The organism is Tateyamaria pelophila, assembly GCF_019966495.1.
In the GTDB taxonomy this organism is placed as follows: Bacteria; Pseudomonadota; Alphaproteobacteria; order Rhodobacterales; family Rhodobacteraceae; genus Tateyamaria; species Tateyamaria pelophila.
On the sequence record NZ_JAIMIA010000127.1, the window covers coordinates 1 to 12,128 of the forward strand.

Below are 12,128 nucleotides of genomic sequence, written 5' to 3' on the forward strand. Positions count from 1 at the left end.
AAAAAAACCTCCAAAAGTGTTTTTGAAAAGATTCAGAAAATTCAAACGATGTCAAATATGGCGACGCGACGCACTAGTGTTCGCCACCTGACACAAGGTGCCCAAGTGAAAGCATGGCTTTAGGACATGAGACCAGTATCCCGAGCGAAAACTGTCAGATGACAGCAGTCAGCCCAAAGCGGGAGCGATCTGTACGACCATCCAGTCGAAGGAGCACATGCAGATGGGCGGATTGCGGACTTTCGCCGCAAGTGCGAAATCGAAAGGGCCGCTCGAAGAAAGCGGACGCTCAGGGCATCGACCAGTTTTTTCTGTCGTGCAAACGCAGCGAAGGTCGGCAGAGAGCCTAGTTCAGCAATTCATTTTATCGCCGGACAATTATTTTTCGGACGGGATGTCGGTTGCCCTTTTTGACGTTGAAGCAGGCTTCACGATTGCTCTACTGTGGGCACAACCGACGACTTGAACGCAGCATCCTCGCCCGAACGATGCCGGATTTCATGGATGTCGGCAGAAATCTGCAAACCTTCGGCCCGCAATGTGCGATGGATTTCGCGATAAAGCTGCTCTCGCCCGGCAAACATCGTTGGATAATTGGGGAAGTGTACCCAAACCATGTAGGTGTAAGGGTTCGATGTGCCATCCATGAGACGCGCAATTGGGGTGGGGGACTGAAGAACCGCCTCACAGCGCAATGCAGCTTGTTCCAGAAGAACCTTGACGTCATGCGGGTCTGTGTCACCGGATATCTGGACCAGGTACCACGGCCCGAACACGTGATCCGGGCCGTGCAGGTTCGTGAAGCTATGGCGCGAAAGCTCGCCATTAGGAACGACGTAGGTCGTATTGTCCCAACCGCGAAGCCGGGTTGCACGCCAGTTGATATCCGTAACTTCGCCTTCCATCCCGTCACTGAACCGCAACCAGTCGCCGATCCGAAATGGTCGTTCTATGCCGAGCGCGATTCCGGAGAACAGGTCGCCCAGCGTCTGTTGCATGGCAAAGGCAACCACCGCAGCGACCGCTCCTGTGGAAACATAGAGTTCGGTCGGCGCAAAATCGTTCCCGGACAAGTAGACAAACAGGCCGATGAAAATGCAAAATCCGAACAGAACGGACCGCGCTAGTTGTGAGAGCCTCATTTCCCGTCCGTCCGGTTTTTGCCCCGGCTTTTGAAACACCAGCCAGAGTTCGATCAGTCTTGCTACGCCCGAGGCGATGACGAGAACGACCAGGAGTTGGGTAACTTCCCGGATGGCGCCTTGCCATATCGACAGGCCGATCCGACCGGACAGGACCTCGACGAGATGTCCAGAACCAAAGACCGCGGTCGGCAGGAGGACCAGATCGATCGCCGCGTTGCCCCACGGAAACCGCTTCAAGAAAGCCTGAACTGGCATTAACAGCTTCACGCGGCGCCAAAATATAAACAGCGCCAGGGTCGAAAAGGCAAGCAGTACGCCGGTCTGCGCGGAAACGTTGGCAGCTAGACTGTCGTTCAAGTTTTGACCCTCACGTGCTGATGACGCGCCCGGCACCAGCGTGCAGCGGGCCTGAGCTATATACGTACACCCGGACCATCAAGAGCGCCTGCAAAGAGATAGTCGAGGCGCTGGCATTTTGTCAACTACCGGAGGGCTGTAGCTGCTCCGCCCGCAATTCAGGGTTTCGTGCGGGTGAAACCAGAGGCGATAGATCGGCAGCGAACAACCGGAAAGGCCGCTGAACAGACTGTTCAGAAAGCTGGCAGTTGTCGGCATTGCGCAGGATGCGGCCAGTCGTAACGGGTGACCTGAACGACTGCAAAGTCCGCACTGCCGCCGCTCGTCTTCCGGCTCGGCGTTGATTTCGTGTGCAAACGCAGCGAAGGTCGGCAGTGAGCCCAATGCCGACATGGTCCGGCCCGATGCTCGCAGATGCAGCAACTCAGTTGAGCGAAACCATCAATTGCGCCGCAGAAAGAAAAGCGGCCGTTGGTGCAATCCGCAGCAAACTCGACAGAGGCTATGACCGAGTAGCGGGACTTTGCTTCGCGTTCCAAGGCGAGCTTAAAGCTTGGGTCATGACGCAGGTCAGCCGCATCGTTGCCGTCTTCATATCCCGCTGCGATCATCAAGATCCGAAATCGGGCGATGTCATCCAGACTGTGCCGCGTCTTGTTCGGGTCGCGCTGGTCGGTAAGGCACGATGCCACAAGACCTGCCAGCCCGTGCTGGCGTTCAACCTCCCGCAAAAGCGTCAGGCCAGCATTCGAACTCATTTCCGCACCGTCAAAATTGAACAGAATTGGCTTGCCATTCACGGGTGACAAAACGGGCTTTGGGGAAATAGACTGCAGCATAGTGAGGGGGCGTTCCTTGAAACAGGGCTTTCTGACTGTGAAAACAGAAAAATAACCAGTTTCAAACGCTTACGCTACCCTCACAACACTCTCATGAATAATTCGGGCTAGGCCAATCATGCACTAACATGAAATCTGAACCGCTCAGGTGGGGCTGATCATGTGGTGGGAGGTATTTCCCTGCATTTCCATGGTCCCCATCGAGTTCCGCATATTGCTTGGTCGTCGGCTTGTCGCCAGAATCATTGTTTGTTTTTCGAGGTTTGCTAAGGTTAACCACGGGTTGATTCGGCGGTTGACGCCGATAATATCGGAGATCGGGGGCCTCTGGTGGCGCGAGAATTGCAGCTATTCTTGACATCTCACAGCTTGGAGGACTGTTACGGTCGTCTTGCCGATGAAGATATTGATATCGACGTTTTGCCGTCTCTGTCAGAAGACGATTTGAAGGAAATCGGGTTCAAATTGGGCGAGCGAAAGCGCCTGATGAAGGCAATCGCTGACATCGGAACGCCGAATGGCACGCCCGAAATGCCTGCCGAACGACGCAACCTGACGGTGGCTTTCTGCGATCTAGTGGGCTCAACCAACCTTGCTTCGGCGCTTGATCCGGAAGACCTGCGCAGTGTGATTACCCAATATCTCGATACCGCCGTCGCGACGATGCGGACCTTTGGTGGGTATTTGGCCTATACGCAGGGAGATGGGCTGATGGTTTACTTTGGGTATCCCCAGGCCAGCGAAGATGATGCACTTCAGGCGATCCGCGCAGGACTTGCAACGGTCCATGCGGTGCAATCACTTCGGTCCAAAGCTCTAGACGGGCTCAATGTGCGCATCGGCGTTGCGACGGGCCGAGTCGTTGTCGGAAATATGGTGGGAGATGCCACTGCGCACAAGGATTTCGTCGTCGGCGAGACGCCAAATCTTGCCGCTCGCCTTCAATCGCTAGCCAATCCGGGCGAGGTGCTGGTTGCCGATCAGACCCGCGAACTTTCCTCCGGTGCGTTCGAATTCGAGTCCCGGGGTGAGCAACAGATCAAGGGTTTCGATAAAGTGCGCGCTGTGTTCGCCGTGAAAGGTGAAGTAAACGCCAAAAGCCGTTTTGATGCCCGCGCTGCCGACGGGTTGCGCCCGATCATTGGACGCGAGGACGCGTTGAATACGCTGGAAATCATGTGGGCCGCTTGCGCACAAGGTAAGGGCGGTATCGCCCTGATAGAAGGGCCAGCGGGTATCGGGAAATCCCGGCTGATCCGCAGCCTGTTCAGCACCGCAAGGGCACCGTCGATTGAATGGCAATGCGCGCCGCATCTCCGCAACCGCGCACTGCACCCGATCACAGGAGAATTGGAGCGTGCCGCAGGCATCCTGCGAAGTGACGATGCCGAGGCCCGCCATGACAAGGCCAAAGCTATCGTATCTTCGGATGCTGGTCTTGATAAAGACGACATGGAGGCGCTGGCCAGCCTTGTGGGTTCCAGATCAGAGGATGCTGGCAAAACGGACGCGGTGGCACTTGCGCGGCGCAGTCGGGACATGGTCGTGCGCCGTGTATTCAGCACCACGCACTCAGGGCCGGCCATCGCAATCCTCGAAGACGCCCACTGGGCAGACCCCATGACGCTGGAATTGCTGGACACTCTCGCGGACCGTATTTATGCCGAGCCATTGCTGCTTCTGGTGACCTACAGGCCAGGTTACAAGCCATCGCCGAAAGTCCGGGATGCCGCGACCCACCTGACGCTTCACCCTTTATCGGAACAGCAAAGCAAGTATCTCATGGCCAATGTCACGGATGGAAAAGGCCTGCCTGAAGCACTTGCCAAGCGGGTTCTGGAAAAAGCCGATGGCGTGCCTCTCTATGTAGAGGAAATGACAAAGGCCGTTCTCGAAGTCTTTCCCGACCCTTTTGCGCTGCATTCGGATAAGCTCGACAAGATCGCGGTGCCTGCGACATTGCAGGACTCGCTGATGGCGCGTCTGGATCGCATGGGACCTGCCAAGGAAATCGCCCAGCTCGGGGCGCTGATCGGGAGGGAATTCACCCTGCCCATGGTTTCGGCAATCGCCCCTGACGGCGTGGACGTACAACGTGCGCTGATGCAGATCGAAGAGGCCGGCATCTTGCATCGTCATGGTCTGACGGGTCCTGATTTTTATGTGTTCAACCACGCGCTGGTGCAGGATACAGCCTACGAGTCCATGCTGCGCAGCCGCCGTCAGACATTGCACAAAGTCCTAGCACAACAAATGCTGGGCGAACATGAAAATTTTGGCACGCAGGAGCCTGAAACCATCGCGCGCCATTGCGAGTTGGGCGGGCTGACCGCGGAGGCGATCACATATTGGGCCCGTGCTGGGCATGAAGCTCTCGGCCGCGCGTCAAACCTGTCTGCGGTTGCCCACCTGAATTCCGCTTTGCGCTTGCTCGAAACGCAACCCGAGGGGTCAGACCGGGACGGCACTGAACTCGGTTTGCAAATGTCGCTGATGCCTGCCGCCATGTCGATTTACGGTTGGGGCGCGCCGGAGGTTGAGGCGGCAGCGTTCCGTGCGCGTGACCTCGCAGGGCAGTTGAACGATGGTCAGGCGCTATACGGCGCGACTTGGGGTGTCTGGACTATGCATTTTCTGCGAGGCGAGATGGGCGCGTGTTTGGAATCTTCGCATCAGTCAGAAGCCATGGCCGATGCAGTGGGGGCACCGATGCTGCTAACAACCGCGGATCACGCCGTGTCATACAGCCATTTGTGGAGGGGTGAATTCCAAGATGCTCTAAGCCGCGCTCGCCTTGGGCTGGCGCGTTATGATCCCAGCAGTGAGGCCGAGATCATCGAGAATTTCCAGCTGTCCAGCTCGCTTAACTTGCGCGTTATCGAGGCCACATCGCTTTGGGCGCTTGGCTTTGAAGATCAAAGCGCTAAAGCCCATGCCGAGATCATCCCTTACGCCGAAAGTCTAAACCACAAACCTTCGCTTGCGTATGGGCTTGGTGGGCTGGGCCACTCGCTGGCGTTTCAACATGAGTGGGATCAATTGGCCGAAGTTTCCGACCGGTGCTATCGCCTCTCTGAAGAGGAAGGGTACATCATGTGGAAACGCGTGGCTGATGTGCAAAAAGCGGTCGCAAAGGGGGCCCGTTCTGGTGATCCCGCAGCGTGTCTGGCATATGTCACCCAAGCGCGCGAAATGTTTCTGACCACTGGATCGCGGGTCACCGACCTTGTGTATTTTCAGATGATTGGTGATCTCATGATCCAGACTGGTCAGGCTCACGCGGCATTTGACTTAGCACAGGATGGGTTGAAGCAGGCGGAAACCAGAATGGAAAAAGCCGCGTTATCTGAACTTTATCGCATGCGCGGGCGCGCTAATCACGCGTTGGGTAAACCAGACGCCGCAAGAACAGATTTTTTGACGGCCCGCGCAGTGGCGCAGGCTCAGGGCGCAGTTCAGCTTGTAAAACGAGCGGATGCGGATGCCCGTTCATATTACGATTAGATGGCTACATAGAACGACTGACAAAAACTTAGATTTTGGAGTGCCCGCAGCGGCGCGGAAAGGGACGATAGTGAGCGAAAATATTGAATGGACCGAAGACCAGTGGAACCGTGTGCGCCAAGTCGTGCACGACGAAGCACTCAACGCCCGGGTGGCAGCGTCTTTCCTGCCACTCTATGGCCCTTTGCCGTCTGATACTGTGGCTGTGCCGATCAACCAGTTGCAGCCGATACCGGACGGCGCAACGAATGCCAGGCTTGAGGTCGATGATTACACCACGATGCGCCTGACGACGCTTTCAGTGAATGTATATCTGAAGAATTCACAGGTCGCCGATCCGGAATTGTCCAGCGCGATGATCATGTTCCGCCGGGCCGCTGATATCATCGCCCGACTGGAAGATGCTCTGATATTCAACGGTCAGGAAAACGTTGGAGCGGGTCCCAAAGGTGGCGCTGGCACGTCCCACCTGACTCCAGTCTACTCTATCAATGGCGGCCATGAGAATCCGGGATTGCTCGGCGCCGAGGGCGCAAAGACAGTGGATATTACCGGCGACTTCGAAACACCTGGGCAAGCGGTGTTCCACTCCATTGTCGACGCCATACAGTGCCTCGAAGGCCAGGGACATTATGGTCCGTTCGCCTGTGCCATGGGCGACGATCTGTTCCGTGATATTACCAGACCGATGCCTTCCAGCATGGTGCTGCCGCGCGACAGTATCCTGCCCTTCCTGAATGGTCCTCTGTGCCGCACCAGTGCCGTGCCAAGTAAAAGCGCGGTAGTGATCTCGCTACAGGGTGCTCCGGTGGAAATTGTTGTGCCAGGCGACATCTCCGTGCGGTACCTGCAGACAACTTCAGACGCCGAACATGTCTTTCGGGTGCAGCAGAAATTCGCCCTGCGCGTGAAAGAGGCGAAAGCAATCGCGACTTTCACCCTGTGACCGAGCACGCATTATGGCAGAGTTTTCACATCAGGGGTTGAACCTGTTTTGGGCCGATCCGCTCGTTCAATTGGGTCGTCGGGTTCAGGTGTTGGCGGGGCCCGCCTCGCCAGCGAATATGTTGCGCCTGCTGTGCCGCGTTGGGGATGGGCCGGAACAGGCGGTTCAGGCATGGCCCGTTGGCGTGGATCCAGAAAGCGGGATGCAGATATTTGCTGCCGATCTGCCTGAATGCAGCCCGACCGAAGTTATCAACTGGCGGCCTGTGTTACAGAATGGCATCAAGCGTGCCGACCCCGGCGTGCAACCGGTGACAGACTCCGCTGTTGCGGTAAAACCTGAGCCACGCAGCGCGCCGCGATTTGATATTGATGCCACCCATTTGGCCCGTGTCTCCATTCCGCTGGCCGATGCGCCGGTCGATGTCGGTGAGACGCCCGACGGGCTGCGGATACTCTATCCTCTGGCCCCGGGCGGGACGGTGAAAGGGGCGCATATCAACGGTGCTATCGACCAAGTTGGCGGTGATTGGATGCGCGTGCGCACCGATGGGATCGGCATCCCGGATGCGCGGATCGTAGTCACGACCTTGGACGGTGCAAAACTGATGGCTGAATACAGCGGCGTCGTAGACTTCGGACCCGATGGGCATTCTGCGCTGGTTGCTGGCAAGCCACCGGATCAGGTACCTATCCAACTCACCCCACGGTTCCTGACCTCGGACGCGAAATGGAGGTGGGTCAATCGATTGCAGTGTATCGGGATCGGGCACGTGACAATGTCATCCCTCCTTGTTGAATACGATCTTTACGCGTTAGGGCTGCAGACGCCCGGAAAGACAGGAGGCTGAGAATGGCCAAAAAAGTCATTATTCTGGGTGGCGGCGTTGGCGGTATGAGTGCCGCACACGAATTGATCGAACGCGGTTTCGAGGTCGAAGTCGTCGAGCGTCAGATGATTGCAGGCGGCAAGGCGCGATCGATCCCCGTAATGGAAGGCGAGGGTGACTACGGCTCAAAGGAAGCACACATAAAGGCTCTGCGAGACTGGCTTTCGATGGACGGGTACGCTGCGCGCCCCGATGCGCGCCGCGCATGGCTGCCGGGCGAGCATGGTTTTCGCTTTTTCCCTAATTTCTACAAGCACATCGTAAACACGATGGAACGCATTCCGTTCTATGACAAAGGTACTGTGGCCGACAATCTTGTCGATACGACCCGTGTCCTTGTCGCACTTTATGACAAGCCGGGCATCGTGTTACCCGAGCGCTTTCCGCGCGACCTGAAGGAGGCTGCTAACGTGCTGCAGACGTTCCTTTATGGAATTTCTCCGCGTGATGAGATCGCTTTTGAGGACATCGAACACTTCTCGGCCTGCATCTGGCGGATCATGACGACCTGCAAGGAACGGCGTTTTGACGAATACGAACGCATTGGCTGGTGGGAATTTATTGGCGCCGAGCACCGATCGGAAGCGTATCAGAAATTTCTTGCGATTGGGATCACCCGCTCTCTTGTCGCAGCCAAGGCCCGCACCGCCAGCACCAAGACGATCGGCGACATCTTTATGCAGCTGCTGTTCGGTATTGTGGCACCAGAACCGGCCTCCAATCGTCTTTTGAACGCGCCCACGAATGTTGCGTGGATTCAGCCATGGCTCGATTACATCCGGTCCAAAGGGGTCGTATACCACTTCGAAACCACAGTGACCGAACTTGAATGCCGTGATGGCCAGGTCACCGGTGTGATGGTCGAGGACCAGAACGGTACCGCCCGCCGGATAAGCGGCGATTACTACATCGGCGCATTGCCTATCGAACGCATGGCCACGCTCATCACCAAACCCATGATCGACGCTGATCCCGGTCTTGCTCTACTGACACCTCTGGCGCGCAATGTGCAGTGGATGAACGGCATACAATTCTATCTCAAACGCGATGTGAGACTAACAGATGGCCATGTGATATTTATTGACAGTTCTTGGGCGCTGACTGCGGTCTCGCAACACCAGTTCTGGTCAGATATCGACTTTGAAAACTGGGGAGACGGCAAATCCAAGGGTCTTTTGTCAGTCGATATTTCTCAATGGGACAAACCCGGTCTTAATGGCAAGGATGCGCGCGCCTGCACGCGCGAAGAGATCGCGATGGAGGTCTGGGCGCAGATGAAGCGTAGCCTTAATGTCGCGGGCGAAGAGCTGCTTTGCGACGAAGACCTGCACTATTGGTTCCTAGATCCTGACATCCAACAGGACCCTGCCAACCCCGGTACCATGACCGATGTTGAGCCTTTGCTGGTCAACCGCGTCAACACCTGGCGGTTGCGCCCGGATGCGGCAACACAAATTCCGAACTTCTGCTTAGCGTCAGACTATGTGCGCACCAATACTGATCTGGCCACGATGGAAGGCGCCAATGAAGCGGCGCGCCGGGCGGTGAACGCCATCATTGAACACAGCGGGTCTGACGCAATACCCTGCAAGATCTGGGATCTGCACGAACCTGACTTCCTCGAGCCCATGCGGGCCTATGACAAGGCGCGCTATCATGCAGGTCTGCCGTGGGATGACCGTTTGGCCGTCACCATGCAGGCCTCTCTCAAGATGGTGCAGACGGCGACGGGCACCGAATATGGCGGGCAAGGGCCACTTGCCGCCATCGGACCAATTGCTGGCGTGTGGTCGGAACCCACTGGTAGACCGCTGAATGACCCGGCTCTGTCCGATGCGCTGCGCATGATCGGGCCGCCCAAGGACATTGTCGCTGAAATGGCGAAATATCTCCCCGGCTTCGATCTCGAGATCCCGGGTACCAAAGAAGTATCGGGCCTTGCCACTGATCTTGCGGAACAAAGCAACCTGGTCGACGAGGCTCCGTGGCCGAATGAGCGGATCACGGCAGGCCCACATATTGCGCAGGGCCCGAGCGGACAGTTAGCCCATCCGATGGGTGGAATTTGGAACGACAATGGCCCCGACCTGCCTGCACGGCGCCTCTCCGTGCGCCAGATCGACTGAGCCGATGTCGGAGCGCACCACACAGCAGCGGTACATGCCGCAGGCCAACCGCGCGGCTTTTTTGGACACTCTCAGCGACTATGGAGGGACTGCACGCACCCGCCTTCTCGAGCAGATTCCGATGACAGAGCCGTTCGACCATCTCTATGGGCCCATGCGCGCATTCATCGAAAACTCCGGTAAAGGGCTGCGCCCGGCCCTGTTGCTGGCAACCTGCAAGGCCTTTGGCGGGTCCCCTGACGACGCGCTGCAATCGGCGGCCACACTGGAATTGCTGCATAACGCCTTCCTGATTCACGACGATATCGAGGACATCAGCGATTTTCGTCGTGGCCGCCCGTGTGAACACCACACCATCGGTGTGCCACTCGCCGTTAACCTAGGCGATGCGATGCAATCCCTGGCGCTGCGTTTATTGCGGCACAATATCGGCCCGCTCGACCCGCGTACGGCGGCGCAAGTGCTGGGCGAGTTCGACCATTTGCTTATGCAATCCATCGAAGGCCAAGCGTTGGAACTGGGCATGATCCGCGACAACGCCCTGAATGTCGGTCCCTCCGATTATCTTCGCATGACCCTCAAAAAGACCTGCTGGTATTCTTTCATTCATCCTTGCCGCATCGGTGCGTTGATTGCGCGCCCCGACGATGTTGCGTCCGGGCGGCTCAACCTTGATGATTTCAACGCCTTTGGCTTCTTTCTTGGCGCAGCATTCCAGATTCAGGACGATGTACTGAACGTGATCGGTTCGCAAAAAGCTTATGGCAAAGAAATCGGCGGCGATATCTTCGAAGGCAAACGCACGTTGATGCTGGCGCGTTTGGCGTCTTTGGCTGAGCCATTAGAACGCAGCACGCTAGAGCGTTTTCTGGCCCAGCCCCGCGCAGAGCGATCAGAAGATGAAGTGGGATGGATCATGGAGCGAATGCATGCCTATGATTGCATTCCTTATGCACAAAGTGCCGCGCGCGACCTGCTGGCCGAGGCGCAAAAAGCTTATGTGCCACTTTTTGCCGGCACCCTCCCCGAAGACAGTCGGTTCATCGCGGATCTGATGGACTACATGCTGTCGCGGGATCGCTGAGACGATTGGAGCGTCACGACTTGGGTCGCCCGACCTCCACTTCAATCAAAAAGCTCAAAGGCTCCGGTCCGCTCCCGATGACCCTCCCGGTGTAAATCCCGGGCTCGGTTTGCAGTGGCACCAGAATCTCCACGACAAACCGCGCGCTGGTGCCGGGTGCAATGGTTACTTGCCCGGGCCAAACCTCGATCTTGTTCGCGGGTATAATCGCACCGCTGCGGCTTCGCAGATCGCTTGGCGACAAGTCCAGTGTCAGCGCGCTACCGGCGCTGTCTGCCGAAACTTCCAGCGTTATGGATCCACTCTGCCCGGGTGCCAGTGTCTGGCGGCAGCGATAGGGCCCGTCCAACGCATATTGCGGCCTCATTTCAGCCGACAGAACGTCCCGGGCTATGTCGCCAATCCCGGACTCATTCTCGCCCATTACGATGACAGCGTCCGGTGGTTCGGCCTTTGCGACCTCTTGCACCGACTCCAACCAAGGCTTGCGTTCAAAATACGGCATTGCCCCTCCCTTGCGTTTCAGACAGGGCCACTGTGGTCCGCCGCTCCCCTATCCGTCAACTATGATCCTCGATTGTGCGACGCGCTGTGAACAAAGCGGACATCGCCACACTTTAACCTAGCGTAACTGAATGTTTGCACTCTATGCAAACTGCGCGCCATCTTATCGACGATAGGCCGCCGCCACTTAATTGTTGAACGCGTCTCTGATTTGATCGAAATGTCCAGAACGGCGGTTTTAGTTTGGATCATTCATTGGGCTGGCTTCGCTTTTCGTGTGCGCACCCGTTAGTGCCTACATTTTCCAAGTTCGCTGCTCTGGTAAAAGTCTTTGACTACGTCCGAAAACCACCATTCATATGGCATGACCGACAGGTAACTCTGCCCGCGCCTGAGACGTCCGATATTAACGCCGCGAGCGGCCGGTTTGGGTTCGGGCAATTTGACCAAGTTATATGACCGCTCTTGGGAAAACGCGCTGCAGTGCCGCAACTTATTTCGCGATTTGGTGAACGTTCGACCGCGAAGCTCGCTACACCCGCATCAGGCGGCTTAGTCCGCTGTGTGTGAATTCGCCTCGCTCCTGATTTCACCGATGCAGCGAACGGCAGGTTTGACGGGCCGCATCGCAGCATACAACATGGTTTGCGAGCGGCAGCTTTGGGCCGTCCGTGAAAACGGCCCACGCCTTTAGATTTCGATTGCTTCGGCGATAGCCAGCGCATCTTCAAGTT

Annotated in this window: 8 protein-coding genes; 5 read left to right on the forward strand and 3 right to left on the reverse strand. The window is 57.0% G+C overall.

The window, feature by feature from the left end; translation table 11 throughout:
* Nucleotides 1-428 precede the first annotated feature (428 nt).
* Both LC354_RS23175 and LC354_RS23180 read right to left on the reverse strand, forming a co-directional pair.
* Entirely contained in the window at nt 429-1,502 is a 1,074-nt protein-coding gene (locus LC354_RS23175; protein ID WP_223428352.1) for a mechanosensitive ion channel family protein, read from the reverse strand.
* Between the two features lie 233 nt (nt 1,503-1,735).
* Nucleotides 1,736-2,341 carry a transposase gene (locus LC354_RS23180; protein ID WP_223428353.1) on the reverse strand — a complete coding sequence of 202 codons (606 nt, stop codon included), beginning with the start codon at nt 2,339-2,341 and terminating at the stop codon, nt 1,736-1,738.
* Nucleotides 2,342-2,671: 330 nt separating this feature from the next.
* On the opposite strand from LC354_RS23180, the gene LC354_RS23185 reads away from it, so the two are divergent.
* From LC354_RS23185 to LC354_RS23205, 5 genes are read left to right on the forward strand one after another with little or no spacing between them, the layout of a single operon-like run.
* A complete protein-coding gene (locus LC354_RS23185) occupies nt 2,672-5,845 on the forward strand; it encodes an adenylate/guanylate cyclase domain-containing protein (protein WP_223428354.1) in 3,174 nt (1,057 codons plus the stop codon).
* On the forward strand, nt 5,823-6,791 hold the full coding sequence (locus tag LC354_RS23190) for an encapsulin (protein WP_223428355.1): 969 nt from the start codon (nt 5,823-5,825) through the stop codon (nt 6,789-6,791). The genes LC354_RS23185 and LC354_RS23190 overlap by 23 nt, the downstream gene beginning before the upstream one ends.
* Nucleotides 6,792-6,804: 13 nt before the next feature.
* A complete protein-coding gene (locus LC354_RS23195; RefSeq protein WP_223428356.1) occupies nt 6,805-7,641 on the forward strand; it encodes a DUF3237 domain-containing protein in 837 nt (278 codons plus the stop codon).
* Between the two features lie 2 nt (nt 7,642-7,643).
* Nucleotides 7,644-9,806 (forward strand): hydroxysqualene dehydroxylase, encoded by a 2,163-nt coding sequence (locus LC354_RS23200; RefSeq protein WP_223428357.1) that lies wholly within the window; start codon nt 7,644-7,646, stop codon nt 9,804-9,806.
* 4 nt (nt 9,807-9,810) lie between these two features.
* Entirely contained in the window at nt 9,811-10,890 is a 1,080-nt protein-coding gene (locus LC354_RS23205) for a polyprenyl synthetase family protein (RefSeq protein WP_223428358.1), read from the forward strand.
* Nucleotides 10,891-10,903: 13 nt separating this feature from the next.
* Here the strand turns inward: LC354_RS23205 and LC354_RS23210 are convergent, their stop codons facing one another.
* Nucleotides 10,904-11,395, reverse strand: a complete 492-nt coding sequence (locus tag LC354_RS23210) for a hypothetical protein (RefSeq protein ID WP_223428359.1) — start codon at nt 11,393-11,395, stop codon at nt 10,904-10,906.
* Between the last annotated feature and the right edge of the window lie 733 nt (nt 11,396-12,128).

Bases quoted from the DNA above. Each gene is read 5' to 3' on its own strand.
- LC354_RS23180 (WP_223428353.1), bottom strand. From the start codon at position 2,341: ATGCTGCAGTCTATTTCCCCAAAGCCCGTTTTGTCACCCGTGAATGGC.
- LC354_RS23190 (WP_223428355.1), top strand. From the start codon at position 5,823: ATGCCCGTTCATATTACGATTAGATGGCTACATAGAACGACTGACAAA.
- LC354_RS23195 (WP_223428356.1), top strand. From the start codon at position 6,805: ATGGCAGAGTTTTCACATCAGGGGTTGAACCTGTTTTGGGCCGATCCG.
- LC354_RS23200 (WP_223428357.1), top strand. From the start codon at position 7,644: ATGGCCAAAAAAGTCATTATTCTGGGTGGCGGCGTTGGCGGTATGAGT.
- LC354_RS23205 (WP_223428358.1), top strand. From the start codon at position 9,811: ATGTCGGAGCGCACCACACAGCAGCGGTACATGCCGCAGGCCAACCGC.
- LC354_RS23210 (WP_223428359.1), bottom strand. From the start codon at position 11,395: ATGCCGTATTTTGAACGCAAGCCTTGGTTGGAGTCGGTGCAAGAGGTC.